General features: G+C 73.0%; 19 protein-coding genes. 6 read left to right on the forward strand and 13 right to left on the reverse strand.

Translation table 11 applies throughout. The annotated features are described in order from the left end of the window. Nucleotides 1-17: 17 nt before the first annotated feature. The 4 genes from HCC61_RS24370 to HCC61_RS24385 all read right to left on the reverse strand — a co-directional run bounded on the left by HCC61_RS24370 (nucleotide 18) and on the right by HCC61_RS24385 (nucleotide 4,230). On the reverse strand, nucleotides 18-923 hold the full coding sequence (locus HCC61_RS24370; protein WP_169138864.1) for a phosphatidylinositol-specific phospholipase C domain-containing protein: 906 nt from the start codon (nucleotides 921-923) through the stop codon (nucleotides 18-20). 117 nt (nucleotides 924-1,040) lie between these two features. Next, nucleotides 1,041-1,238, reverse strand: a complete 198-nt coding sequence (locus tag HCC61_RS24375; RefSeq protein WP_240969256.1) for a hypothetical protein — start codon at nucleotides 1,236-1,238, stop codon at nucleotides 1,041-1,043. Next, nucleotides 1,235-1,918, reverse strand: a complete 684-nt coding sequence (locus HCC61_RS24380) for a hypothetical protein (RefSeq protein ID WP_169138866.1) — start codon at nucleotides 1,916-1,918, stop codon at nucleotides 1,235-1,237. Before HCC61_RS24380 ends, HCC61_RS24375 begins: the two co-directional genes overlap by 4 nt. 1,835 nt (nucleotides 1,919-3,753) lie before the next feature. Continuing rightward, nucleotides 3,754-4,230, reverse strand: a complete 477-nt coding sequence (locus tag HCC61_RS24385) for a GNAT family N-acetyltransferase (RefSeq protein ID WP_169138868.1) — start codon at nucleotides 4,228-4,230, stop codon at nucleotides 3,754-3,756. Nucleotides 4,231-4,253: 23 nt separating this feature from the next. Between HCC61_RS24385 and HCC61_RS24390 the strand changes: the two genes are divergently transcribed. Beyond that, complete coding sequence (locus HCC61_RS24390) at nucleotides 4,254-5,057, forward strand: exodeoxyribonuclease III (protein WP_169138870.1); 804 nt, start codon at nucleotides 4,254-4,256, stop codon at nucleotides 5,055-5,057. A gap of 36 nt (nucleotides 5,058-5,093) precedes the next feature. Further along, complete coding sequence (locus HCC61_RS24395; protein WP_206322980.1) at nucleotides 5,094-6,299, forward strand: sulfotransferase; 1,206 nt, start codon at nucleotides 5,094-5,096, stop codon at nucleotides 6,297-6,299. On the opposite strand, the gene HCC61_RS24400 is transcribed toward HCC61_RS24395, so the two are convergent. The 6 genes from HCC61_RS24400 to HCC61_RS24425 form a co-directional block, all read right to left on the reverse strand. Then, nucleotides 6,293-7,192 carry a TauD/TfdA family dioxygenase gene (locus tag HCC61_RS24400; protein WP_346777367.1) on the reverse strand — a complete coding sequence of 300 codons (900 nt, stop codon included), beginning with the start codon at nucleotides 7,190-7,192 and terminating at the stop codon, nucleotides 6,293-6,295. The two genes, HCC61_RS24395 and HCC61_RS24400, sit on opposite strands and share 7 nt — an antisense overlap. A gap of 142 nt (nucleotides 7,193-7,334) precedes the next feature. Next, nucleotides 7,335-8,870, reverse strand: a complete 1,536-nt coding sequence (locus HCC61_RS24405) for an NAD(P)/FAD-dependent oxidoreductase (RefSeq protein ID WP_240969257.1) — start codon at nucleotides 8,868-8,870, stop codon at nucleotides 7,335-7,337. Next, a complete protein-coding gene (locus HCC61_RS24410) occupies nucleotides 8,867-10,924 on the reverse strand; it encodes a prenyltransferase/squalene oxidase repeat-containing protein (protein WP_240969258.1) in 2,058 nt (685 codons plus the stop codon). Before HCC61_RS24410 ends, HCC61_RS24405 begins: the two co-directional genes overlap by 4 nt. Next, nucleotides 10,918-12,258, reverse strand: coding sequence for a UbiA family prenyltransferase (locus HCC61_RS24415; RefSeq protein WP_169138872.1), 1,341 nt, complete (start codon nucleotides 12,256-12,258; stop codon nucleotides 10,918-10,920). Before HCC61_RS24415 ends, HCC61_RS24410 begins: the two co-directional genes overlap by 7 nt. A gap of 28 nt (nucleotides 12,259-12,286) precedes the next feature. Further along, on the reverse strand, nucleotides 12,287-13,477 hold the full coding sequence (locus tag HCC61_RS24420; protein WP_240969259.1) for an aminotransferase class I/II-fold pyridoxal phosphate-dependent enzyme: 1,191 nt from the start codon (nucleotides 13,475-13,477) through the stop codon (nucleotides 12,287-12,289). 520 nt (nucleotides 13,478-13,997) lie between these two features. Further along, nucleotides 13,998-14,798 (reverse strand): MerR family transcriptional regulator, encoded by an 801-nt coding sequence (locus HCC61_RS24425; protein WP_346777379.1) that lies wholly within the window; start codon nucleotides 14,796-14,798, stop codon nucleotides 13,998-14,000. Between the two features lie 692 nt (nucleotides 14,799-15,490). Here HCC61_RS24425 and HCC61_RS24430 point away from each other — a divergent pair. From HCC61_RS24430 to HCC61_RS24440, 3 genes are read left to right on the forward strand one after another with little or no spacing between them, the layout of a single operon-like run. Further along, on the forward strand, nucleotides 15,491-17,179 hold the full coding sequence (locus tag HCC61_RS24430; RefSeq protein ID WP_169138878.1) for an NAD(P)/FAD-dependent oxidoreductase: 1,689 nt from the start codon (nucleotides 15,491-15,493) through the stop codon (nucleotides 17,177-17,179). Further along, entirely contained in the window at nucleotides 17,179-18,285 is a 1,107-nt protein-coding gene (locus tag HCC61_RS24435) for an alpha/beta hydrolase (RefSeq protein ID WP_169138880.1), read from the forward strand. Before HCC61_RS24430 ends, HCC61_RS24435 begins: the two co-directional genes overlap by 1 nt. Beyond that, on the forward strand, nucleotides 18,282-19,172 hold the full coding sequence (locus HCC61_RS24440; RefSeq protein WP_169138882.1) for an SDR family oxidoreductase: 891 nt from the start codon (nucleotides 18,282-18,284) through the stop codon (nucleotides 19,170-19,172). The genes HCC61_RS24435 and HCC61_RS24440 overlap by 4 nt, the downstream gene beginning before the upstream one ends. Nucleotides 19,173-19,384: 212 nt before the next feature. On the opposite strand, the gene HCC61_RS24445 is transcribed toward HCC61_RS24440, so the two are convergent. Beyond that, nucleotides 19,385-20,176, reverse strand: coding sequence for a helix-turn-helix domain-containing protein (locus tag HCC61_RS24445; RefSeq protein WP_169138884.1), 792 nt, complete (start codon nucleotides 20,174-20,176; stop codon nucleotides 19,385-19,387). Between the two features lie 119 nt (nucleotides 20,177-20,295). Between HCC61_RS24445 and HCC61_RS24450 the strand changes: the two genes are divergently transcribed. Next, complete coding sequence (locus HCC61_RS24450; RefSeq protein ID WP_169138886.1) at nucleotides 20,296-20,463, forward strand: hypothetical protein; 168 nt, start codon at nucleotides 20,296-20,298, stop codon at nucleotides 20,461-20,463. Nucleotides 20,464-20,700: 237 nt separating this feature from the next. Here the strand turns inward: HCC61_RS24450 and HCC61_RS24455 are convergent, their stop codons facing one another. After that, nucleotides 20,701-24,240, reverse strand: a complete 3,540-nt coding sequence (locus HCC61_RS24455; RefSeq protein ID WP_346777368.1) for a S41 family peptidase — start codon at nucleotides 24,238-24,240, stop codon at nucleotides 20,701-20,703. A 289-nt stretch (nucleotides 24,241-24,529) separates the two neighbouring features. Next, nucleotides 24,530-24,943, reverse strand: coding sequence for an SsgA family sporulation/cell division regulator (locus HCC61_RS24460; protein ID WP_169138888.1), 414 nt, complete (start codon nucleotides 24,941-24,943; stop codon nucleotides 24,530-24,532). Nucleotides 24,944-25,111: the final 168 nt, after the last annotated feature.

The following is a 25,111-nucleotide window of genomic DNA, read 5'->3' on the forward strand; positions in this document are numbered from 1 at the left end:
GTCCGCGCTGTGGCCGCTTACGTGGCGGCTGCCGGCTGGTGCTTCAACAGTGCCTCGATGACGCCGTGTTCGTTCGGGAAGTCCATGGGGACGATGCCCAGGCCGCGCCAGGACGAGTTCTCGTCCGCCTGGACCAGGTCCCGTACGCGGGGGTTGAGCCGGTCGGCGTTGGAGCGGAGCGGCAGCAGCGCGGCCGTGCTGACGAAGTTCACGTACAGCTTCCCCGGTTGGTCGACGGCCTTGCGGAACTGATCCTCGATCAGCGGGTACTTGGCGCCCGGCTCCTCCATGTACGCGTCCTGGACGTCGAAGAGCTCCGGGTCGCCGTAGCGCACCCCGGGGAGTCCGTCCGAGTCGCCCAGCAGCACGACCCTGCCGCGGGCGTCTCCCAGATCCGGGAGGACGGGGTCGAGCCGGAAGAGGGAGCGCCAGCCGCCGTCGCCGTCCAGATAGTCCTCGAACACGACCCGGAACTGCTCGGCGCTCTCCTCGGAGTACTCCTGCTTGAGGCGCATCAGGATCGTCTCGGAAGGCTGCGCGGTGAGGAACTCGCGGCAACTGCCCAGTACGTCCTCGAAGTTGAGATACTGATAGGTGGAGCCGTGGTGGATGGTGAAGGAGCCGTCGAAGAGCCGGCACCGGATGTCGAGGAAGCGGATGCCCGCCGAAAGCTGTTCCGTGAGGCTGGTGTTCTGGCATTCGGTCCACGGACCGCCGTGCGTGGCACCGGAGTTGTGGGTGCCGGGGACGGTCAGCTCCGGCAGGCGCACGCCGTCCGGAAGCTGGGACATCCAGGCCTCCGGGCCGGCGGTCTCGGCGTCGGAGGACACCGCCTCCGCGACGCCGGCTGCGGTGCCGCCGAGCAGTACGGCGAGGGGGATTGCGGCCGTGCCGCGGAGGAAGTGGCGCCGCTTCAGGTCCATGCCAATGATGGAATCACAGCGGAACGCTTTCCCACAGGGTGCAAATGAGCCCACGGGACGCGGACGAGCCTTCCCGGCGCCACCGCCTCCGGAGCCCCGCCTTCCCCATGGCGCGCCTTACCGCCCGCCGAACCTCACGGCACAGGCCCGGCGCAGCCGCGCGCGGTCGAGGAAGGCGATGTGCTCGTCGTCCTCGTGGACGGTCTCGTGATGGAACTCCGGGTCGCCGGAGACGAACGCGCAGGCGAAGCACACCCCCGAACGCGCCCTCGCCTCATACGCCTTCAGATCCATCGGCAGCCGCTCACCGGTCACGGGGGTCCTTCCAGTTCGGAGATCTTCGCGGCCGGCTGACGGCGGGCCGGGCGGAGGATGGATTCGCTCGCGATCGGGGTGAAGCCCGCCGCGAGGAAGGCGCGGAGGGAGCGGGCGTTGCCGGGGGAGACCGCGGCGAAGAGGGGTTCGCCGGGCGGGGCGAGGGTGAGGGCGTCACGGATGAGGGAGCGGCCCAGGCCGCGGCCGGCGGCGTGGGGCGGATCGTGGAGTTCGCAGCTGATCTCGCGGCGTCCGGCCAGCCCGTCGGCGAGGACGACCAGGCCGCGTTCGTCGCCGAACGTCCTTATGCCCGTGCGCAGTTCGCGGGCGTGCCGGACGCGGGGGCTGTCCTCCACGCCGTCGACCTCCGGCAGCCTCGGCCGTCCGCCCGTACCGCGGGCGGTGAGGACGGCGTCGACGCAGCCGACGGTGCCTTCGGGGCCGGCGAGCGCCCGCAGCACATCGGGCGCGAGGGAGCCGCCGAAGCCGTCGGGCCGCAGCGCGTACACCTCTTCCGCGGGCAGCGCGGTGGCGATCACGGCGTGGCCCGTGAAGGCGACCGAGCACTCCAGGCCGCGGGGGAGCGGGTCCAGCACGGTCACGCCGCCGTCGGACGGCGGGAAGCGTCCGTCGGCGGCGTCGAGGAACAGGCGCAGCAGGGGGTGCCCGGATGTGTGCATGGGGTCAGCCTCACACGGGCGCGCGGCGGTCCGGCGGGAAGTGCGGTGACGGCGGGGAGGAGGCGGGGCGACGGCGGGGAGGGGGCGGATTGGCGCCGCGGGGGCGGGCGCGCGAGGCTGGGCCCCATGAGCATCGCGTTCCTCTTCCCCGGCCGGGGGTCGCAGCGTCCCGGCATGCTGCACAGGCTGCCCGACACGGCGGCGTCCGCGACCGTACTGGCCGAGGCGGACTGGGCGTTGCGGCGGCTCGCGGCCCGTACGGGCGGCCCGGGCACGGAGGACGCCGGGCACGGCGGAGGCAGGGAGTACGCGGACGGCATCGTCGGGCTCGACTCCGAGGAAGCGCTCGAACGCTCGCCCGTCGCATGCCACTTGGCGCTGCTGATCGCGGGCGTCGCGGGTGCGCGCGCGCTGATCGAGGACGAGGAGGTGCGGCCCTCGTACGTCGCCGGTCACGGCACGGGCGGCTATGCGGCGGCGGTGCTCGCGGACGTGCTCACCTTCGAGGAGGCGCTGCGGGCCGTACGGCTCAGAGGGGAGCTGCTGCACGACGCCGAGCGCGCGAACGCGCCCGAGAGCGATGTCGCGATCCGGCTCGCGCAGCATCTGGCGACGGTCAAGAGGCGTCCGCAGTCGGTGCGTTACGTCGGGGGAGTGCAGGGGCGGTCGCTGTTCGGCGAGACGAACGCCGTCTTCGACGACCTCGCGTGGTCTGCCGCACGTCCCGTGCGCTGGCCGCAGGTGACGGCGGTGCTGGCGGGGGAGAAGGTGGCGTGCTGCGTCGAACTGCCGCCGGGGCGTGCGCTGACGGGGCAGCTGGCGGCTGCCCGGCTGCCCGGCATGCAGGCGGTGTCCGTGGAGGAGCACGGCATCGCGGAGGCGGCGGACCTGGCACGGTCGGCGGCGGGTATGGATATGCGCCGGGGCGGCGCGGGCGGCGACGGGGCGGAGGACGCGGCGGCGGACGGCGCGGCGGCGGACGGTGACATACCGGGGGGCGCGTTTCCGGGCGGTGCGGGTGCGCCTCCGGATGCCCCGGGCGGCCCGGCCCCCGGCCCCGGCCCCGTTTCGGGTTCCGGTCCCGGGTCAGGCCCCGGCCCCGTTCCGGGTCCTGGTCCTGTTCCGGGTCCTGGTCCTGGTCCTGGTCCTGTGCCGGGATCTGAGTCCGGCTCGGGCTCGGCAACAAGCCTCGCTCCTGGTCCTGTTCCGGGTCCTGGTCCCGTTCCGGGTTCCCGTCCCGGGTCAGGTCCCGGTCCCGTGCCGGGTCCTGGTCCTGTGCCGGGTTCCGAGTCCGGTCCGGGCTCGGCAACAAGCCTCGCTCCTGGTCCTGTTCCGGGTGCTGGTCCCGTTCCGGGTTCCCGTCCCGGGTCAGGTCCCGGTCCTGTGCCGGGTTCCGAGTCCGGCTCGGGCTCGGCAACGGGCCTTGCCCCTGGTGCAGTTGCCGGTCCCGGGTCAGGCCCCGGTCCCGGTCCGAGTTCTGGTCCTGTGCCGGGTTCCGGGTCCGGCTCGGGCTGGGCAACGGGCCTCGCTCCTAGTCCTGTTCCGGGTCCGAGTTCTGGTCCCGGGTCAGGCCCCGGCCCCGTTCCGGGTCCTGGTCCTGTGCCGGGTTCCGGGTCCGGCTCGGGCTCGGCAACAAGCCTCGCTCCTGGTCCTGTTCCGGGTCCTGGTCCCGTTCCGGGTTCCCGTCCCGGGTCAGGTCCCGGTCCTGTGCCGGGTTCCGAGTCCGGCTCGGGCTCGGTAACGGGCCCCGCGCCCGGTTCAGTTCACGGTCCCGGCTCCGGGCCCGCTCCCGGTTCAGGCCCGGGGTCCGGCCCCGGGGCCGGACCCGCTCTCGGTCAGAGCGGCTTGGCGTAGCAGCGGCTTCGGGGTTCGAAGCGGTAGAGACCGAACTTCTCCGTGGGCTCGTAGCCGGACGAGACGTACAGGCCGATCGCCTCGGGCTGCACGATGCCCGTCTCCAGCACCATCCGCGTCCGTCCCACGGCGCGCGCGTCGTCCTCCAGCGCTTTGAGGATGCGCCGTGCCAGTCCCCGCCCGCGCGCCTCGCGCACCACGTACATCCGCTTGATCTCGGCGTCGCCGTCCGCGTAGCCCTCGTCGTTGGCGTGCTGTGTGCGCCAGCCGCCGGACGCCACGGGGCGGCCCTCGTCGTCGTACGCGATCAGATACAGCCCGTGCGGCGGCTCGAACATGGCCGGATCCAGCGGCGTGATGTCGCCCTCGTCGCCGTACCGCTCCGCGTACTCCTCCTGCACGGCGTCGTTGAGCTTCCTCGCTTCGGGGTGGTCATAGGGCACACGGACGATTCGCATGCCTGCATCGTAGGGTGACCGGAATGCCGAAGGTGACGACGATCAACGTGAACGGGCTGCGGGCCGCGGCCAGGAAGGGCTACCGCGAGTGGCTGGCGGCCACCGACGCGGACGTGGTCTGCCTCCAGGAGGTGCGTGCCGAGCCGCACCAACTCCCCGACGACGTGCGGGCGCCCGACGGCTGGCACACGGTGTTCGCCCCGGCGGCGGCGAAGGGCCGCGCCGGTGTCGCGCTGCTCACCCGGCGTGAACCGGACCAGGTCCGGATCGGCTTCGGCGCGGAGGAGTTCGAGGACTCCGGCCGCTATGCCGAGGTGGACCTGCCGGGCATGACCGTCGCCAGCCTGTATCTGCCCTCCGGGGACGTGGGCACGGAGCGGCAGGCGCAGAAGGAGCGCTTCATGGCCGCCTTCCTCCCCTATCTGCGCGGGCTGCGCGAGCGCGCCGCGGCGGACGGGCGCGAGGTGCTCGTCTGCGGCGACTGGAACATCGCGCACCAGGAGGCGGATCTGAAGAACTGGCGCGGCAACCGCCGCAACTCCGGCTTCCTGCCGGAGGAGCGCGAGTGGCTGTCGCGGGTCTTCGACGCCTCCGACGGCGGCTACCACGACGTCGTACGCCGGCTGCACCCGGACGTCGAGGGCCCGTACTCGTGGTGGTCGTACCGCGGGCGTGCCTTCGACAACGACTCGGGCTGGCGCATCGATCTCGCCGCGGCGACGCCCGGGCTTGCGGAACGCGCGGTCAAGGCGTATGTGGAGCGGGCCGCCTCACATGACGAGCGCTGGAGCGATCACGCGCCGGTGAGCGTGGACTTCGTGCCGTAGGCGGTACGGGAGAGCGATCGGGAGGCCGGGGTGGACATGGGCGGGGCGGGCACGGAACGCGCGGACGTCGCGCAGGGTGCGGAAGGCGCGGACGTCGCGGAAGGCACGGACGTCGCGGAAGGCACGGATGCCGCGGACAGTACGGATGCCGCGGAGGGCACGGACGTCGCGACGGCGAGGACGCTGACCTTCGTCGTCGGCACGGGGCGGTGCGGCTCGACCGCGCTGTCGCGGGTGCTGCGACTCCATCCCGACGTGCTCAGCGTCAGCGAGCTCATCGCGTCCGTCGAGCCGGGCGCGCTGCCCGAACAGCCCCTGACGGGCAAGGAGTTCTGGCAGCTGCTCTCGACCGGCAGGCCCTTCGCCGACCGCATGGTGCGCGAGGGCACGCCGCTGCCGGAGCATCTCTATCCAGGGGTGCCGGGAGGCCGGTTCTCGGCGGCCGGCGGCGGGATCCCCGCGCTCTGCCTGACCACCCTGCCGCATCTGACCGACGACCCGGACGCCCTCTACGACGCCCTGGAGCCGGTGCTCGCGGCCCGCGACCGTACGCCCGTCGCGGAGCACTACCGGGCGCTGTTCGACGAGTTGGCCCGGTGGGCGGGCGGCAGGAGCGCCGTGGTGGAGCGGTCGGGCTTCTCGCTCGGGTACGTGCCGCGGCTGCGGGCCGCCTTCCCCGAGGCCCGCTTCGTCCACCTGCACCGCTACGGGCCCGACTGCGCGCTCTCCATGAGCCGGCACGCCGGGTTCCGGCTGCTGCGCACGGCGGCGCAGGCCGAGGCGGGCAGCCCTGAGCAGGAACTCGCCGTCCGCCTGGGCGAGTTGACGGCGGACGACTCGTTCGACCTGCGGGGCGTGCTGGAGCGTCCCGTGCCCGTCGAGCGCTTCGGCGAGCTGTGGAGCGGCATGGTCGCCGACGGCATGGAACGCCTCGCGAAGGTGCCGCGGGCGCTGCTCGCGTCGCTCTCGTACGAGGACCTGCTCGACGCGCCGGAACGTGAACTGACCGCGCTCGCCCGGCACATCGGGGTCGAGCCGCGCACCGACTGGCTGCGGGCCGCGGCCGGGCTGCTGGACGGCGCCCGCCGTGGCGCCGCCGAGGCGCTGCCCGCGGACGAGCTGGCCCGGCTGCGGGAGAGCTGTACGCCCGGCATGCGGGCACTGGGCCGGGAGGGCCACGGCGACCGCCGGGAGGGCCACGGCGACCGCCGCGACCGCCACGACGGTCCGGACGGTCAGTAGCCGCTGCGTGCGTTGACCCGCCGCGGGTAGTAGCGCTCGTCGCCCCGCCGTTCGTACTCCTTCCAGCGTGGCGCGTCGCCCGTCGGATGGTCGCCGAGGACGGTCACGCGCTGGCCCTTGCGGTACTCCTGGTAGTCGTTGATCGCCAGGTGCTGCGTCGCCCGGTTGTCCCAGATGGCGACCGCGCCCGGCTCCCAGCGGTAACGGCAGTTGAAGCGCGGCGACTCGGAGTGCTCGAAGAGGTACTGGAGCACGGCGTCGCTCTCGTTGCGGGTCAGCTGCGGGATGTGCGAGGTCCACATCCGCGTCACGTACAGCGAGCGCCGTCCCGTCTCCGGATGTACGCGCACGACGGGGTGCTCGGCGGAGAACGTGCCGACTTCCGGGGCCTGTAGCACATGTACGGCCGTGAGCCCGTTCAGCATCTCCTTGAACGGCTCGGACAGCGTCTCGTACGCGAGGTACTGGTTGCTCCACATCGTGTCGCCGCCCGACTCGGGGCAGGTGACGAGGTGGAGGATCGAGGCGACCGGCGGGTTGGGGCTGAAGGTGACGTCGATGTGCCACTCGTCCGCCTTCCCGCCCTTGTCCGACTCGATGAGCGTCACCTCGGGGTGGCTGTCGAGCTTCGGCAGGAAGGGGTGCACCTCGACCTCGCCGAAGCGCCGGCCGAGCGCGACGTGCGCCTCGGGGGTCAGCCCGGACTGGCCCGGGATGAACAGGACGAGGTGGCGCAGCAGCAACTCGTGGATGCTGTCGAAGAGTTCGTCGTCGAGTTCGGTGAGGTCGATGCCGTGCAGCTCGGCGCCGATCGCGCCGGAGACGGGGCGTACGGACATCCCGTGCGGGAGCTTCGGGTCGTCGGTGGCCTGCGGGCCGGTCGGGGCGTTCACGGATTCTCCGTTCTGCGGGGCGAGTCGGGGGTGAGCCGGGGAACGAGTCGGGGGAACGAGTCGGGCGAGTCGGGGTGCCGGTGGGAGCCGGGCCGTCAGCGGGAGCCAAGTCCCGGTGCGTGGCTGTGCGTTCGGGTACCTCTCACTCCTGCGGCACGCGGTGGGCGCGGGGATCGGGCAGCAGACCGATCTGGTGCAGCCGGTCCAGCAGCGTCAGCGGGCGCGGTCCCAGACCGGCCATGTTGTACGTGATGGTGTGCAGCAGCCGCGGGTTGGCGCCCGTGCAGCGCACCGCGCGGCGGCCCAGCACGCGCCCGGGCCAGCTGAGGTCGGTGACCATGCGGGCGGCGTTGTCGCTCGTGCGGGCGGCGTGGGCGAGGACGGGCAGCCGCTCCAGCTCGTAGCCGCGCAGGGCCGCGTCCACGACGTCCCGGGTCAGCGGCTCACGGGTGAGGGGTCCGCGGGTCCGCGGCTCACGCGCCTCGGACCGCTCCGGCGACCCCGATGCCTCCGACGGGTCCGATGCCTCCGATACTTCCGACGGCTCCGACTCCAACGGCCCTACGGCGGGCGTGAGTTGCTCCGCGAGCCGTTCGGCCAGCGAGGCGGCGCACGTGATCGCGGAGTTCATGCCCTGCGCGGCCATCGGGTGCACCGCGTAGGCGGACTCTCCGACGAGCGCGAGCCCCGGGGCGGTCAGCCGCTCGGCGAGGAACCGGGCGACGGGGAAGAGCTGCCGGGTGCCCGCCGCTGCCGGTACGGCTTCGGCGAGCGGCGCGAGCGCCGGCACCTCACGTACCGCGTCGGCGCCCCAGCGCGCGAATCCGGCACGGTCCAGTCCGCGCAGCTCGTCCGGCCGTGCCTGCACATACAGGCGTACGCGCCCGCCGGGCAGCGGATAGACCAGCCGCAGGCCGCGGTCGGTGAGGTACGCCGAGAAGTCCTCCGGGCGCAGCGGCGGGCCGTCCAGTTCGAACGAGACCAGCCGGTGCGGATAGTCGCTGCGGCTGCCGCCGATGCCCACGGCGCGGCGCAGGCGGGAGCCGATGCCGTCGGCGGCGACGACGAGCGGGGCGTACACGTCCTGCGTCCCGTCGCCGCTGCTTGTCCCGTCGGCGTCCCCGTCGGCGTCGCTGTTTCCGTCCTCGCCCCGGTCGCGGTCTCCGTCGGCGTCCCCGTCCCCGTTGCCGTCCCCGTTGCCGTTTACGTCCTCGTCCCGGTGCCGCCCGCCGTCGAGGCGTACGCCGACGACCCGTCCCGAGTCGTCGCGCAGCGCTTCCACGACGCGTACGCCGCGCCGTATCTCGACGCCGGGCCCCAGCCCCGCCGTCAGCGCTTCGAGGACTGCCAGGTGATCGTGTGCGAGCAACGAGCTGTCGGCGGGCGGCAGTCGGCCGTAGTCGAGGGTCATCACGGGCGCGCCCGCGGGGTCGCGTACCACCAGCCGTCCCAGACGCAGCGCCCCGTCGCGGGTCAGGAGCCGGTCGGTGCCCCAGCGGCGCAGCGCACGCAGCGCGCCCGGTTGCAGCACCTCTCCTTTCGCGACGTGGCGTGGGCTTCGCTGCTTGTCGACGACCAGGACACGGAGCCCGATCGCGTCCAGGGCGCGTGCGGAGGCGAGGCCACCGGCCCCGGCTCCGCACACCACCACGTCGTACTCGCCGTAGCCGTCGCTCATGACGCACCGGCCCCCTTCGTACGGCCGGAGGCCGCGGCGTTCCGGCCGCCGGTCCCGGTCCCGGACCTGGTCCGGGCCCTGGCACCGTCCCCGTCGCCCTGGTTCCCGGTCTTGGTCGCGGTCGCAGTCTTGGTCGTAGCCTCGGTATCGGCCTCGGTATCGGCCTCGGTATCGGCCTCGGTATCGACTTGGTCGCCGTCGACTCGGTCGCCGTCGCCGGGGCCGTCGTCATGGCCCTCGGCGTCGAGCGCGGAGCGGAGGCGGGCGAGGGCACGCAGCGCCAGGCCCGAGGCGATGCCGTCGTCGGCGTAGCGCGAGCAGTGGCGGACGTACTCGTTGACGGGCGCTCCCGGCCAACTGCCGTCGTCCCGCTGCCATTCGGTGAGCCGGCGGGCGGCCCCCGCGACCGGTTCGCCGTGCGGGTCGGCGCCCGCGGTGAGCAGGGCGTGCAGCGCCCAGGCGGTGTCCTCGACGGTGCCGCCGTCGTCGCCGTGGCCGCCGTTCCCCCGGGCGCCGGCCGGGTCCTCGGCGTCCGGCGTCCCCCACGAACCGTCCTCGGACTGCGTACGCAGCAGCCGTTCCCGCGCCCGCCTCGCCGTCTCGCCGTCGCCGAGTCCCGCGCGGCAGAAGGTCTCCAGCACCACGGCCGTGCCCGCGGTCCGCCCGCGGTACCACATCGCCTCGAACGAACCGTCCTCGTGCTGCACACGGCTCAGCCAGCGCAACGCCCTCACGACACGGCGGTCCTGGGGCCGCGCGCCGTGGTCGAGCAGCGTCCGTACCGCCTTGGCCGTCATGTGCGGGCACGGCCCGAACCCGCCCGGCTTGCTGCCCCGTACGGCCAGGCTCCACGAACCGGACGGGTCCTGCATCGCCGTCAGCCACTCGACGCCCCGCCGCGCGTGCTCGTCGCCCGCTCCGCCCGGCATGCTCAGCAGCGCGGAGGAGACCTCCGCGGTCTCCAGCGCCATGGGCCAGCTGTACGCGCTGGAGAAGCCCCAGTAGCCGGGCGGGCAGCCGAGCGCCGCGAACGGCTCCTTCTGCTGCCGTTCATGGAACATGGCGCGGGTCGCGGCCAGCCGCGGGTCCGCGGCGCGACCGGCCTCCAGCAGCGCGGCCGCAGCGAAGCTGGACCAGGTCACGTCGAGCGGCATCAGGTCCCAGCCGCCGTCCTCCGGCCGCGCCATCGCGCGCAACCGCCGTGCCGACGCGCGGGTGATGTCGGGCGCCAGCCCGGAGCGGGTGACGCCGAGCGAGATCAGGCCGGTCAGCCACGGGTCGGTGCTGAACTCGCCCGTGCTGCCCTCGCGTTCGTACGCGTCACGCACGACACGGAGCGCCTCGGCCCGCGCACGGGCGTTGAAGGGAGCGAGCAGTGGGGGCGGCGCGCGGTGGGCGGACTGCGCGAGCGCCATGCTCGCGAAGATCGGCAGGCGGAGACTGAGCAGCCGGCGGGCCGGGCCGCGCAGCAGCAGGATTTCCAGCGGCAGCCTCGGCAGCGACGCCAGGTCCCCCGCGCCCGAAAGCGCGTCGAACTGCCGGACGAGACCGGCCATCGTCGGCTCCGGGAGTGCCCCGGGACCGCCGAGCCGGTCGACGAAGTCCGCGCCCGCACGTATCGCCCCCTCCGCGCGCTCGGGGGCGGTCAGCCGTAGCGCGGCGGTGGCTGCGGCGGTGGCCAGCAGCTCGGTGGGGACACCGGCCATCGCCCAACCGCCGTCGGGACGCTGGGAGTTGAGCAGGCGGGTCACGGCGGCGGCGCCGAGCTCGTCCGCGTCGCCGCGGGCGGTAGGGGAGGCGTCGTCGGGGGCGCCGGTGCCGTCGGGGCCTTGGGCGTCGTCGGTCTCGCCGGTGCGATCGGTGCCGCCGGTGCCGCCGGTCCGGTCAGTGCCTTCGGCGTGGTGCAGCGAGATGAGGGCGGCGGCCGTGTTGGCGGGGGAGAAGCGGTCGCCGCCCGGGGCGAAGACGCCGTCCGGGCGTTGCAGGGCGAACAGCGCCTCGCAGCCCGCGTCGACCGATGTGCGTACCGCCCCGGCGAGTTCGCGGCTCAGCATGATGTGACGTCACCTCGCAGGGACTGGTGCTCGGTTGCCGCCGCGTGCGGGGCCTGCGGCGCTCCGTCCGGGGACGTGCCGGGGGCTCCGCCGGCGCGGGCCCCGGGATCCGCCGCCTTCGCCGCGTCCGCGTCCGGGTCCGGATCGGGGAACTCGTGGCGCGAGCGCATCCGCGACTGCGCGACCAGGCTCACGGCCAGCAGCGGCACCACGACCGCCAGCGCGGGCACCGGCCCCCAGCCGACGGCGAGCAACGCCCCCGCCAGCAGCATCCGTTCGGCCACCAGGACCTCGTGCGCACGCAGGGCGCGCCGGGGATCGAGAACGGCAGGCGCGGCGGCCGGTGCGCCCGGCTCCCCACCGGCGGCGCCCTCGCCCACGGTCTCGCCACCGTCCCGGCGCACGTCCGCGCCGGTACGCTCGCCCACGTCCCGGCCCTCGCTCGTACGCTCGCCCATGCCGTGACGCAGCAGCGGCACGAAGGCCGCCACGCCGCAGGCCGCGGCGCACAGCAGCAGCGCCAGCGCACCGCTCCCCGGGCCGCCCTTGACGAGAAGGAGCGCGGGCACGGCCGTCACGAGGGCGGCCGTGTGGAGCGCCGTGGCCGTACGGACCGCGGCGCGCACCCCGTGCCGCACCGGTACGGTGCGGCAGCCGCCCCGGCGGTCGCCCTCCACGTCGCGCAACGTGCCCACCAGGTTCGACGCGGTGTCCTGAGCGCAGAACACCCCCGCGAACAGCAGGACTTGCCACGACGGCAGCTCGGCCACGGTCATCGCGCCGAAGATCACGGTGGTCGCGGTCAGCGCTCCCCGTACGGCGTTGCCCGTCAGCCCGCGGCCCTTCAGCAGCCTGCTGTAGGCGACGATTCCGAGCATGGCCACGGCGAAGAGCACCACGGTCCGCCAGTTGACGGTCGCGGCGGCCACCGCGGCCGCCGCCGCGCATCCGATGCCGCACGTCAGCGCCGCACGCGGCCCCAACCGGCCGGACGGCAGCGGACGTTGGGGCTTGCTGATCGCATCCAGAGCGCGGTCGAACCAGTCGCCGATGTAGTGCCCGCTGACCCAGCCCAGGGTGGGGGCGGCCCATGCCACGAGCAGCCGCCCGGCGTCCGGATACCCGTCCGCGGCGGTGCCCTCCGTGCTGTTCAGCGCCGCGCCCGCGAGGCCGACCAGCCCGGGATAGGCGAGGGTGTAGGGGCGCCAGGTCTCGATGTGCGCCTTGCCGGTGCGGGCGCAGGCCCGTAGCGCGCGCTCCACCGGCAGGTCTCCCGGCGCGCGCCCTTCACGGGCCGCGGTCGCCGGTATGTGCTCGACTTCGTGTGCCGTCATGAGTCCCTGTCCGTGGACGGCCGCGTGTTCACGGCACGTCACCGCCGTCGCCGTCCGTGCCGTGCGTGCCGCCGCTCGTACGGTCGCCGCCCGAACCGCCCTCGTCATGGGGGCGTTCGCCGCCGAACTTGCCCGCAAGCTCCGCGAACGCGTCGTTCGCCTCCCGCTCGGCGACGGTCACCCGCACGCCCTCGCCGGGCTTTCCGCACACCAGCACACCGTGGTCCGCGCAGAACTGGGTGAAGTGCTCCACGCCCTCCGTCATCGGCAGCCACAGGAAGTTGGCCTGGCTCGGCCGCACCTCCCAGCCCAGCTCCAGCAGCCTGCCGTAGAGCCGTTCACGCTCGCCGACGGTCACCTCGCAGCGGCGCCTGAACTCCTTCTCCTCCGCGAGCGCCGCCTGCGCCGCGGCCTGCGCGGTGTTGCTCACCCTGATGAACGGCTGGAGGCCGCGCAGCGGTCCCAGCGTCCGCGGATGCCCGACGACGTAGCCGACGCGCAGCCCGAGCAGGCCGTACGACTTGGAGAACGTACGGACCACACACACCCGTTCGTCGTCCCGGTAGAGCGTGATGCCGTCGGCGGCGAAGTCGTCGCGTACGAAATCCCGGTACGCCTCGTCGACGACCACCGTCACGTGGGACGGCAGCCGGGCCAGGAAGCGTTCGGCGTCGGAGTGCCTCAGGGCGGTGCCGGTGGGGTTGTTGGGGTGGCACAGCACGACCATGCGGGTCTGGTCGGTGACGGCGTCGGCCATCGCGTCGAGGTCGTGGGAGTCGTCGTCGCGCAGCGGCACCCGGACCGTGGCGGAGCCCGCGTTGGCCGCGAGCATCGGATACGCCTCCCACGACGGCCACGCGTGCACCGTCGCGGAGCCCGCTCCGGCAGCCGAACCCGGGGAACCGGCGGAACCGGCGGAACCGGTCGAATCCGCGGAACCCGCCGGACCGGCCGCACCGGCCGCACCCGGTCCGGTCAGCGCGCTGAAGAGCTGTTGCAGCAGGGCGGCGGAGCCGGGGCCGACGAGGACGTCGGCGGCGGGCACGCCCAGCCGTTCGGCGATGCGGCCCGTCAGACCCGTGGCGAGTGCGTCGTTCGTACGGTGCGAGTCGGCGGCGGCCTCGTGAACCGCCCGCAGAACGCCCGGACTCGGTGGGAAGAACGTCTCGTTCAGCGACATCTGGTGCAGGACGGGAGCAGAACCGATAACCGGCTGCATTCTGTTCCAGCCGTCTTCTTCGTCCATTTCCGTCCAATCCGCAGAGAGTCCTCGGAACAATTCCGCCGGGTGCCTGCGCGTGGGGCGCCGCGAAGGGGGATCCTGATTCTGACCCCTGAACGGGTCACCGTCCAACGTCAGTTGGTGCCCCTTCGGACCAGGCATGGGACTTCCTTCGCGCAATTCCCTTATCGGGTCCCGGAGTCTCCGCGCGTTGCGCCCGTATCGGGGTCCCGCGGGCATACGGACGGGCCTCGCGCATTTCCTGCTGAGCGGCGCAGGCGGGCGCGTGAGGGGCGGTTCGGGCGCGCGGCCGCTGCCCGCAAACGGAGGCGGCATGACCGTAATTGCCCGTACGCGCGGGTAGCCGGTTGCTGACGCCTGACAGCTGACAGATGCGGATCTCTGTCATCTGTCATCCGTCGTCTGTCATCTGTCAGACGTCATCTGACCGCTGATATCTGACCGCTGATACGCGTCAGCTGTCATCGGTCATCGGTCATCGGTCATCGGCCATCGGTCAGCCGTCAGCGGCGGCCGTGCCCGTGCCCGTGCCCGGGGGGTCGGCTGTCGTCGGTGGGCCGGGCTCGCGCTGGGCGATCCACTGCTCGACCTCCGCCCGTACCCGCCGGTCCAGGGCGAGCCCCAGCTCCGCCTCGAAGACCTGCTTGGCGAGCGGGCGCAGTTGCCTCAGCAGATCGTCGAGGCACTCCGCGTCGAGCCCTTCGGGAGCGGCGTCCGCCTGCTCCTTCGGCAGCAGATGCGTACGGAAGAGGTGCACGAAGACGTCGGCGATCCCCTCGCTCTGCTTGCGCAGTTCACGTCCGGAGGCGAGTACGGCGGCGAGCGGGATGCCCTTCTTCACCAGTTCCGACGACGCGTCCAGCAGGCGGCGGCTGACGTGTACGAACTCGTCGCCGTCGACGGCGATGTAGCCGATGTCGAGCGCGGCGGCCAGGTTCTCGACGGTGACCTCGCCCTGGTAGTAGTCGGCCAGTTCCTCGGGAGTCAGCCGGATCGGCGTCTCCTCGGCGAACAGCGAGGTGATCATCGAGCTTTCGAGGCCGAGCAGTTCGGCGGTCCTCTGCGAGTCGCGTCCGCTCTCGAAGGCGCCGAGCAGATCGACGATTCCGCCGAGGGTGTGCCCGCGGTTCAGCAGCCCGGCGATGGTGTGCAGCCGCGCCAGGTGATGCTCGTCGTACCAGGCGATACGGCCCTCACGGCGGGGCGGCGGCAGCAGCTTCCGCTCGCGGTAGAAGCGCAGGGTGCGGGTGGTGATCCCGGCCAGCTCGGCCAGTTCGGCGGCACGGAACTCGCGCACGGCGGGCGCCGCGGGTGCGGGGGCTGCGTCCGGTGCGGCCGGCTGCTCCGCGTCCTGTGCCCGGGCCTGCGGCGCCTGAGCACGGCCCGCATCTGCACCCGTGCTCGGACCCGTACTTGAGCCCGTGCCTGCACCCGTACTCGGACCCGTGCCCCCGCCTGCACCCGCGCTGCCGTCGGCCTCGGCGTGACCGGCGCCGCCCGGACCATCGGGCCCCGCGCCCCGCGCTCGCTCTCTGTCCTCGGTCACCGTGGCAGCTTAACCAGGGGCGTCACGCTTACGTACGTCCCGTCCCCGTCCCCTCCTCCGCCCCTCGGCCCCCGCCCCCTCGGTCCCCGTCCGCACCGCAGTCGCCCGGCGCCGCCCGCCGTCGACCGCGCCCGCCCGCAGTCGCCCGCACCGCCCGGCGCCGCCCGCGCCCGCCTGCCGCCGGAACGCGTCGCGCGACCGCGTCCCACCGACCGCGTCCCACCGACCGCGTCGTGCAACCGCCGGTAACTTCCGTTGCGCGACCCCTACCCATCGGTATCGGTCTGCCTTACGCTCCCAACCGTGCCAGTAATCACTGGCGCAGTAACCGGCGCGGTGACCGTCGCAGCGGCCGACGTGGTCGGCCGGCGCGGTGTCCGGCCAGGTGACTGCGCGGTGCCTGGCGAAGAGCAGCTGGCGAAGCAGACCCCGGGAGGCGGCGGATGGCAGCCGAGCGCGAGCACGAGCACGTAAGGGTGGCGGTGATCGGATCCGGATTCGGCGGCCTGGGGGCCGCCGTGCGGCTGCGCCGCGCCGGAGTCACCGACTTCGTCGTCCTCGAACGCCGGGAGGCGGTCGGAGGCACCTGGCACGACAACACCTATCCGGGATGCGCGTGCGACGTCCCGTCGCACCTGTACTCCTTCTCCTTCGCGCCCAACCCCGACTGGCCGCGGGCCTTTTCGGGGCAGAAGCACATCCGCGCCTATCTGGAGGACGTGGCCGACAACTTCGGGCTGCGGCAGCACATCCGGTTCAGCTCCGAGGTGGAGCTGATGAGCTGGGACCCGGAGGAGCTGCACTGGAGCATCACCACCGCCCGAGGGGACCGTCTCAGCGCGGACTTCGTCGTCAACGCCACCGGTCCGCTCTCCGACGCGAAGATCCCCGACATCCCGGGCCTGGAGGGCTTCGGCGGCAAGGTCTTCCACACCGCCCGCTGGGATCACGACTACGACCTGCGCGGCAAGCGCGTCGCCGTCATCGGCACGGGCGCCTCCGCGATCCAGGTCGTACCCGCGATCCAGCCGGAGGTCGAACGGCTCACCCTCTTCCAGCGCACCCCGGCATGGGTGATGCCCAGGGCCGACCGCGAGATCAGCACGCTGGAGCGCAGGCTGCACGCCAAGGTGCCCGCGACGGGCTATCTGAGGCGTCAGATCCTCTGGGGCATAAGGGAGTTGCAGGTCTCGGCGTTCGCCAAGCACCCGAAGATGCTGGGCCTCATCGAGGGGCTCGCGACCAGCCACATGAAGCGCGCCGTGAAGGACCCCGTGATGCGGCGCAAGCTCACACCGCAGTACCGAATCGGCTGCAAGCGCATCCTGCTGTCCAACGACTACTATCCGGCGCTCGCCCGGCCCAACACCGAGCTGGTGGCGTCCGGTCTGAAGGAGGTCCGGGGCAACACCCTCGTGGCGTCGGACGGTTCGGAGGCCGAGGTCGACGCGATCGTCTTCGGTACGGGCTTCCACGTCACGGACATGCCGATCGCGCAGCGCGTCAAGGGCGCCGACGGCACCACGCTGGCCGAGTCCTGGTCGGAGGGGATGGAGGCGCTGCGCGGCTGTTCGGCCAGCGGCTTCCCCAACTTCATGACCGTCATCGGGCCCAACACCGGCCTGGGCAACAGCTCGATGATCCTCATCATCGAGGCGCAGCTGAACTACATGGTCGACTACGTCAAGAAGCTGGAGACGCTGGGCGGCGACGCGGGCAAGGTCGCCTTCGACGCCCGGCCCGAGGCGGTCACGGCCTGGAACGGCCACATCCAGGACCGCATGCGGCGCAGCGTGTGGAACACGGGCTGCGACAGCTGGTACCTCGACGCCAACGGCCGGAACACGACGGTGTGGCCGGGCACCACCGCCGAGTTCCGCAAGGTCACCAGGGAGGTGCGGCTGGAGGAGTACGAGGTGCTGCGCCGGCCGGCGGCGCGCGGTACGGCGGGCTCCGGTGCCGAGGGCTCCGGTGCCGAGGCTTCCGATACCGGGGCTTCCGGCACCCCGGGGTCCCGTGCCGCGGGATCCCGTACGGCTTCGCCCGGCGCGACCCGCGCCACCCGCGCCGCTCGCGGCAAGTCCGGGCGCAGCACCGCCACGTCCGCCTTCCACTCGGCTGAGGAGGCCTGATGGCGCGCCTGACCGCGTCCTGGGGCAGGACACCGGGACCGTACGATCCGCCGCCGCCCGCAAGGGAGTTGACGGCCACCTCCGCCGACGGCGCCAGGCTCCACGTGGAGGTGCACGGGGACGCGAAGGACCCGGCGGTGGTGCTGATACACGGCTGGACCTGTTCGACGGCCTTCTGGGCGGCGGTGATACGGGAGCTGACGGCCAGCGGTCACCGGGTGATCGCGTACGACCAGCGCGGCCACGGCCGTTCGCCCGGCACCGGCGCGCGCACCTACGGGCCCGACTCGCTCGCCGACGACCTGTGCGCCGTGCTGGAGGCGGCGCTCGAACCGGGCGAACGAGCAGTGCTGTGCGGGCACTCCATGGGCGCGATGACGCTGATAGCCGCCGCCGGACGCCCCGCCCTCGAAGCGCGGGCCGCGGCTGTGCTGCTGTGCAACACGGGCGCCCGCCGGCTGATGGCCTCGGCGCGCGTGATCCCCCTGCGGTCCGAACCGGCCCGCGTACGGGCGCACCGCTTGCTGCTGCTGTCCAGGCTGCCGCTCGGGCCGGTGTCGCCACTGACGAGGAAGGCGCTCAAGTACGGGACGATGGGCCCGGATTCGCCGCCCGAGCAGGTCGACGCCATGGCCCGCATCGTGCACGCCTGCCGGCCGCGCGAACGCGGGGCGTGGGGCGCGGTGCTCTCGAAGCTCGACATCTCGGGCCGGGTCCGCGCCCTCACCCCGCCGACCGAGGTGATCGCGGGCACCTCCGACCGGCTGACTCCGCCCGCCCTCGCCCGCGAGATCGCCGACGCGCTGCCCCGCTGCACCGGCCTGCACGAGCTGCCGCGGCGCGGGCACATGGCGCCGGTGGAGACGTCGTCGGAGGTGAGCGAGGTGCTGCGCCGGCTCGTACGGGAGCACCTCATGGAGACCGCGGCCACCCCGAGCCGGAAGAGCCCGGGGACCCGGCAGGCCCAGCAGTCAGGGAAGCCCCGGCCAACGCAGAAGTCCCAGCGAACGCAGAAGTCCCAGCGAACGCAGAAGTCCCAGCGAACACAGCAAACGCAGCGAACACAGCAAACGCAGAGCATGACCGAGAGGGAGGAGACGCCGTGAGCCGTCGTCGGAGCCTGGAGGGCCAGGTCGCGGTCGTCACCGGAGCCGCCCGCGGCGTGGGCGAGCTGCTGGCGCGGAAACTCTCCGCGCGCGGCGCGAAGATCGCGCTGATCGGCCTGGAGCCGGACGAGTTGAAGAAGGTGAGCGAGTCGCTGCGTACGGAGTCCGCGTACTGGCACGGCGACGTCACCGACGACGACGCGATGAGGCGCATCGCGGACGAGGTCGGTGAGCGCTTCGGCAAGGTCGACGTGGCGGTGGCCAACGCGGGCGTCGCCAGCGGCGGTCCGTTCACCGACTCCGACGCGGAGTCGTGGCGGCGCGTCATAGAGGTCAACCTCCTCGGCGGTGCGGCGACCGCCCGCGCCTTCCTGCCCCGGCTGATCGCCTCCCGCGGCTACTTCCTCCAGATCGCCTCGCTCGCCGCGATCACTCCCGCTCCGATGATGAGCGCGTACTGCGCGTCCAAGTCGGGCGTCGAGGCCTTCGCTCACTGCTTGAGCGCGGAGGTCGGACACAAGGGCGTACGCGTCGGCGTCGGCTACCTCTCCTGGACCGACACCGACATGGTGCGCGGCGCGGACGAGGACGACGTCATGCGCGACCTGCGTAAACGGCTGCCGTGGCCGGCGAACCGCACATATCCGCTGGGGCCGTCCGTCGACCGGCTCGTGGCGGGCATCGAGCGCCGCTCCCGCCACGTGTACGGGCAGTGGTGGCTGCGCGGCATGCAGGGGATCCGCGGTTATCTGCCGCCCGTCATCGGCACGGTGGGCCAGCGCGAGATGCGCCGCTTCGAGCCGCGCCTCGCGGAGAGCGGCACCCGCACGGGCCTGGTGGGCGCGGGCGGAGCGGCGGACGAGGGCGAGCGCGCGGCCCGCCTCTGACAGCCGTCGCGCGGCCGGGCCCCGGCAATCGTCACGCGGGACGCGCCCCGGACGCGGGCCCTTGCCCGCCCCGGGCGCGTTCCGCCCCGGCCTGTTCGGATCCGAACCGTCCGAATCCGGCCCGGCGCCCACCCGACGCCGCTCGGGTGTCAACGACGGGCCCGGCGGCGCCCGTTACGTGGCTGATCCGCTGGGGTTCACTTCCCGGGGACCTATTCCGGTGCCCGGCTGTACGCCTCCAGCGTCTCCTTCGCCGTCGAGGCGTCCTGGAAGACCAGCTCCCACGGACCCGTGTTGACGTCCATGTCCTTGCCGAAGCCGACCCACTTGCCGACCATGCGCCGTCCCGTGGGCTCGACGAGGAGCTGAATCGCCCCGTGATAGCGGGCGCCCCGGTAGTAGCCGTCCGTCGCTGTCTGCTCGGCCCACGTCCCAGTGACCACGTTGCGGTCGATCCTGAGGTCCAGTGACAGGGGCGAGTCCGGATTCAGCGAAGCGCCCTCCAAGGAGTGCCCCTTCAACTGGCTGCCGTGCTGGAGGAGCACCACGAAGTGGGCGCCCTTGAAGGTCGCTTCACGGCCCGACGAGAAGAACTCGTACCGGCTGAGCCAGATACCCGAGTAGTTCTCCGCGGCTGTGCTCGGCGCGGAGCGCGGCGCGCCGACGGCGGCTGTGACGCCGTCTGTGCTGTGGTCCATGTCGTGCCCGCCTCTGCCGTCACTTGTCACCCGTGCCATGGGGACGGGCACTTGGAAGCCTAGCGACTCGACGGGAAGCCCCGTAACGCTCTCCAGCGCACGCGTGTACAGGGGGCGTGGACGGCGGATCCTGCCTGATTCCCAGCGCTGTACGAGCCGTTTGGACGCGCCGTTGGGGTCTCCTGCTGCGTGTCCTGCCCGCTGTAGGGCTCTGGCCAGGTCGTCCTGGCTTAAGCGCAGGCCGATACGCACTGCGCGCAGTGTGTCGTTGGGGGTCACGGAGGCGGCGTCAGATGCAGTGGTCATGACTCCATACTGTCCCGAAATGCCGTTCTGTGACGCCTGTATGACGCCCCGTGAAAGGTGTCTCTTCGACGTCCGCCATGTCGTCGTACAGGTCGGCCGACAGGCCGAGCATGAGGGACATGGCAGACGAAGAGAAGGCAGGGGGATGCGGGGTGTGCGCGGCTCTGCTCAAGCAGGTGGACAAGGCGGTCGGTGAGTACGACCGGAGTGCCGAGGTCGATGCGCGGGTGAAGCTGCGGCGGCACATGAGGCAGATCCATGGTCGGGAACTCCCGTTGGCGTGGTGACTCCTCAGAACGCTCCCCGTTCCCGGCACTCGGTAGCTGTGCACCGGACGGCAGCAGTTGCCCGGTTCGCCGGTCTCCCTTGGCTTGCTTGGTCCTCGACGGCAAGGCCCTTGCCCTGTTCTCGATCTCCGTCACCGGCCCGACCGATCACGAAAGACCGGAAACTCTGGACGGGCCCGGACAAGACCCCGGCCGGGCCGGCTGTCCGCCCCCAACTCGCCCGCCCCACACCCCCGTTCACCCCCTCGGCGGCAGTGGCGGGCGGCTCAGGTCCGGGACGCGTGCGTAGTCCGGCGGGACGGCGGCCGGGTGTCGCTCCAGGAGTGCGAGTGCCGTGCGTACGGCCTTCTCCAGCACCGAGGGCCGCCCCTCCGCCCACTCCAGCGGCGAACGCACCGCCTCGATGTCCGGTGCGATGCCGTGGTTCTCCACCGACCATCCGTACGCGTCGAACCAGGCCGCGTGCATCGGCACCGTGATCGTCGTCCCGTCGACGAGCCGGTGCCGCCCCGTCACGCCGACCACGCCGCCCCACGTACGGGCGCCCACCACCGGCCCGAGGCCCAGCAGCCGGAAGGCCGCGGTGATCATGTCGCCGTCGGAGGAGGTCATCTCGTCGGCGAGCGCGACGATCGGGCCGCGCGGCGCGTTGCCCGCGTAGCTGACGGGCTGGGCGTCGCGCGTGAGGTCCCAGCCGAGGATGGTGCGGGTCAGCGTCTCGACGACGAGTTCGCTGATGTGCCCGCCCGCGTTGCCCCGTACGTCGATGAGCAGGGCCGCCCGCGACACCTCCATCCGCAGGTCGCGGTTGAACTGCGCCCAGCCCGAGCCGCCCATGTCGGGGATGTGCAGATAGCCGCAGCGGCCGTCGCTCAGCTCCCGCACGACCGCACGCCGCCTCGCGACCCAGTCCTGGTAGCGCAGGGCGCGGTCGTCGACGAGGGGGAGGACGGCCACCCGGCGGGCGGGCCGCTCGCCGGCGCCGTCCGCTTCCGCTTCCGCTTCCGATTCGGGCTGTGCGAAGCCGAGTTCGACGGTGGTGCCGCCCGCCGCCGCGAGCAGCGGCCACGGCCCGGCCAGCGGGTCGACCTTCCGCCCGTCGACGTGTGTGAGCACCGCCCCTTCCCGTACGCCGGTGCCCGCGAGCGGCGAACGCGCCTTGGAGTCCGAGGAGTCGCCCGGCAGGATGCGCCGGACGTGCCACTCGCCGGTAGGCGTGCGCGCGAACTCGGCGCCGAGCAGCCCGATGGGCCGCTGGTAGTGGGACGGGCCTTCGTCGCGCCGCGCGGGGACCACCTCGGCGTGCGAGGTGCCCAGTTCGCCGAGGATCTCGCGCAGCAGGTCGGCGAACTCGTCCGGCGACGCCACGCGCCGCACCAGCGGCCGGTACTGGTCGAGCACCGCCGTCCAGTCGACGCCGCACATCCGCGGCTCCCAGAAGTACGCCCGCACGATCCGGCCCGCCTCCTCGTACGCCTGCCGCCACTCCGCGGCGGGGTCGACGTCGTGCAGTACGCGGCGCAGATCGATCCAGGTGGTCGTCGCGTCCTCGGCGACCTCGGCGGCGGGGACGGCGCGCAGTTGGCCGTCGTCGTTGACGACGAGCCTCGTGCCGTCGCCGCTGAGGGAGAACCAGTCGACGTCGTCGCTGAGTTCGGTGCGTTTCGCGGTTGCGAGGTCGAAGTGTTCGAGGGTGGGGCGGCCGGAGGTGTCGGCGGGGTTGGCGAACGTCTCGCCGAGCGCGCCGGAGATCGGGTAGCGCAGCCAGATCAGTCCGCCGCCGCTGACGGCCGCGAGCGCCGAGTACTTCGACGCCGTGACCGGGAAGGGGGTCACCCTGCTCGCCAGCCCCTCGGCCTCCACCAGTACGGGGCTGTCCTCGCCGCCCGAGTACGAGGTCTCGCCGTCGGGCGCGGGGTCGAGCCCCCCGGCGGCCGGGCGGCCCTCGGGGGAGAGAGCGAAGGGCGAGGGGGTCGCCGACGACAGCGGTACGAGATGGGGACGGCAGCCCAGCGGGAACGACAGGTCGCCGGTGTGCACGTCGTATACGGGGTCGAAGCCGCGCCAGGAGAGGAACGCGAGATAGCGGCCGTCCCTGGTGAAGACGGGCTGCTCGTCCTCGAACCGGCCGTCGGTGACGTCGATGAGGGTCCGCTGCCCGTCGAGCCTGGCGATCTTGATCTGGCTCAGTGAACGCCCCACTCCGGGATGCGCCCAGGTCAGCCAGCGCGAGTCGGGGGAGAAGGACAGATCGTGCACCGGGCCGTTGTCCGACCGGATCAGCTCGGCGACGACCTCCGCCCCGGTCCCCGGGTTCTCCCCTGGGTCCGGTCCCGCCGCGGTCCCCGGTCCCGCCCCCGCCCCCGGCTCCACCAGCCCGCCCACGTCGAGCAGCAGCAGCCGCCCGTCGTGAGCCGCGACCGCGAGGGTCCGCCCGTCGGGAGACGCGGCCAGCTCCCTCACCCGCCCGAGCAGACCCGCGGCGATCCGCCGCGGCGGTCCCGTACGCGTGGCGCGCGGCAGGTCCCGGATCTCCACGGCGTCATCGCCGGACGCGTCCGTGACGTATGCGACCTTCCCCGTGTCACCGAGCATGTGCGGCATCCGCACCCGCACCCCAGGGGTGTCCGCGACGGCGCGTGCGGGGCCGTCCCGGTGCGTGAGCCAGTAGAGGCTGCCCCGTACGCACACGGCGCTGGCACGCCCGGTGGTGTCCGCGGCGAGGGCGTCGAGATTCGCGGCCGCGGGCACCTGATAGCTGCGCCGCCCGGTGCGCGGCCCGCCCAGCGCGACGTCCAGGCGGCGCGGGCTCCCGGACGGCGAGAAGTCGTCGACGAGCCACAGTTCGCCCCCGCACTGATAGACGACGCGGTGGCCGTCGGTCGAGGCGTTGCGGGCGTAGAAGTCGCCGTGGTCGGTGTGCCGGCGCAGAGCGGTGCCGTCGGGGCGGCAGGAGTAGAGGTTGCCGACGCCTTCGTGGTCGGAGAGGAAGGCGATCCGGGCGTCGTTGCCGTTCCCCGTGAACATCACCGAGTCGAGGTGCCCCTCCAGCTCCGGCAGCAGCCGCTCGCCGTGCAGCCACAGCCGCCCTGTGGCGCCGCCCCGGTAGCGCTTCCAGGCCGCGGGGTCGTGCGGCGGCTTGCCCGTCAGCAGCAGGGTGCGGCGTTCGCCGCCGAGTTCGGCGACGGCGATGTCGGCGACCGGGCCCCACGGCAGCCGGCTTCCGGGGCCGCCGTCGACGGGGAGCCGGTAGGACCAGGTCCGGTAGTGGAACGGCTGCTCGTGCGAGGAGACGGCCAGCACGTCTCCCTCCGGCGTCCAGCCGCACACGCGCGCCTGCGGTGCGCCCCAGTACGTCAGGCGGCGGGGGGTCCCGCCGTGCACGGGGACGAGATGCACCTCCGGGTCCAGGCTGCGCCATGACGTGAAGGCGATCCGCTCCCCGTCCGGTGAGAAGCGGGGACAGCTGACGCGGGTGCGGTCGACGGTCAGCCGCCAGGCACGTGCGGTGGTACGGATCCCGCCGCCGTTCGCGGTGCCGTCGCCGTCGCCCGTACGGCCCGGGCCCAGCGGCGCGACCCATACGTCGTCCTCCGCCACGAAGCACACCAGGTCGCCGCTGATGTGGGGGAAGCGCAGATACGGCGGCTGGTCGGAGTCCCCGGCCGCCGCCCCGCCGACCGCCCCGGTCACCGGCCGCTCGGCCGTCCCGGCCGTCCCTGCCATCCCGGCCATCCCGGCCATCCCGGCCGTCCCTGCCATGGAACGCTCAGCCACGGCGGACCCCTGCCCGGCGCTCGCGGCGCCCGTGCGGAAGCGGGCCGCCGACGGCCGCCGGTTCGTGACGCATGGCCATGAATGCCATGTTTCGATCAGGTCCGTCCGGCGGCAACTCGTGGGCGGCGACGGTACGAGGCAGAGCCCGCGGCCCGGTCGTCGTACGGGACGGGTCGTGCCGTCCGCACCGCCCTTTCAGCCCCCTGACCAGCCCCCCTGATCAGAACCTCTGTCCTGCCCCTGCCCCTGCCCCCTGCCCCTGCCCGGCTTCCGGGCTGCCCCCGCTCGGTCAGACCCCGCGCAGCAGCGCCGCCAGGCCCGTCTCCACGTCCGCGTCCCCGTGCTCCTGCCCGGCCGCGACCACGTCGTACGTACGGAGCAGGAAGCGGCGCAGGTCCGCGCTGTCGAACTCGACGACGGCGACGCCCTCTTCGGAGAGCAGCTCGATCACGGTGTGGGAGCCGTCCCGCGGCCATACGTGCACGTCGCCCTCGCCCGCGGGGCCGTGCAGGCCGTCGTCGAGCAGTTCGCGGGCGAAGGCCCACGCGACCTCCGCCCCGTCGAGGGACGCGTCGGCGGGGAAGACGATGCGGACGGCGAGCGGATCCGCGTCGTCGTAACGGAGTGCTGCGCTCAGTTCCCTTGTCGTGTGCGGTTCGGCGATGAGGCGGGCCTGCACGGTGTGGTCGAAGACTGCGGACATCCTCTGCTCCTATGTCGTCGGGGCGGCCCCGGCCGCTCAACTCCGTGTTGCCCTTTCCCCATGACAGACGCACGGGGAGGGGCTGGAGTCACCGGAAAAACAGGGTGAGGTGTGCCACAGGCTGCCCCGTCCCGGGCCTTCGTGAACACCCGGAGGCCATCGGGCATT

The sequence above is a fragment of the Streptomyces sp. HNM0575 genome, from assembly GCF_012726265.1.
Lineage (GTDB): Bacteria > Actinomycetota > Actinomycetes > Streptomycetales > Streptomycetaceae > Streptomyces.

What these genes read in the sequence shown, in the direction of transcription:
- HCC61_RS24415 (WP_169138872.1), bottom strand. Translation starts at nt 12,258, where the DNA reads ATGACGGCACACGAAGTCGAGCACATACCGGCGACCGCGGCCCGTGAA.
- HCC61_RS24430 (WP_169138878.1), top strand. Translation starts at nt 15,491, where the DNA reads ATGGCAGCCGAGCGCGAGCACGAGCACGTAAGGGTGGCGGTGATCGGA.
- HCC61_RS24450 (WP_169138886.1), top strand. Translation starts at nt 20,296, where the DNA reads ATGGCAGACGAAGAGAAGGCAGGGGGATGCGGGGTGTGCGCGGCTCTG.
- HCC61_RS24370 (WP_169138864.1), bottom strand. Translation starts at nt 923, where the DNA reads ATGGACCTGAAGCGGCGCCACTTCCTCCGCGGCACGGCCGCAATCCCC.
- HCC61_RS24435 (WP_169138880.1), top strand. Translation starts at nt 17,179, where the DNA reads ATGGCGCGCCTGACCGCGTCCTGGGGCAGGACACCGGGACCGTACGAT.
- HCC61_RS24460 (WP_169138888.1), bottom strand. Translation starts at nt 24,943, where the DNA reads ATGTCCGCAGTCTTCGACCACACCGTGCAGGCCCGCCTCATCGCCGAA.
- HCC61_RS24405 (WP_240969257.1), bottom strand. Translation starts at nt 8,870, where the DNA reads ATGAGCGACGGCTACGGCGAGTACGACGTGGTGGTGTGCGGAGCCGGG.
- HCC61_RS24420 (WP_240969259.1), bottom strand. Translation starts at nt 13,477, where the DNA reads ATGCAGCCGGTTATCGGTTCTGCTCCCGTCCTGCACCAGATGTCGCTG.
- HCC61_RS24410 (WP_240969258.1), bottom strand. Translation starts at nt 10,924, where the DNA reads ATGCTGAGCCGCGAACTCGCCGGGGCGGTACGCACATCGGTCGACGCG.
- HCC61_RS24445 (WP_169138884.1), bottom strand. Translation starts at nt 20,176, where the DNA reads ATGACCACTGCATCTGACGCCGCCTCCGTGACCCCCAACGACACACTG.
- HCC61_RS24385 (WP_169138868.1), bottom strand. Translation starts at nt 4,230, where the DNA reads ATGCGAATCGTCCGTGTGCCCTATGACCACCCCGAAGCGAGGAAGCTC.
- HCC61_RS24380 (WP_169138866.1), bottom strand. Translation starts at nt 1,918, where the DNA reads ATGCACACATCCGGGCACCCCCTGCTGCGCCTGTTCCTCGACGCCGCC.
- HCC61_RS24395 (WP_206322980.1), top strand. Translation starts at nt 5,094, where the DNA reads ATGGGCGGGGCGGGCACGGAACGCGCGGACGTCGCGCAGGGTGCGGAA.
- HCC61_RS24390 (WP_169138870.1), top strand. Translation starts at nt 4,254, where the DNA reads ATGCCGAAGGTGACGACGATCAACGTGAACGGGCTGCGGGCCGCGGCC.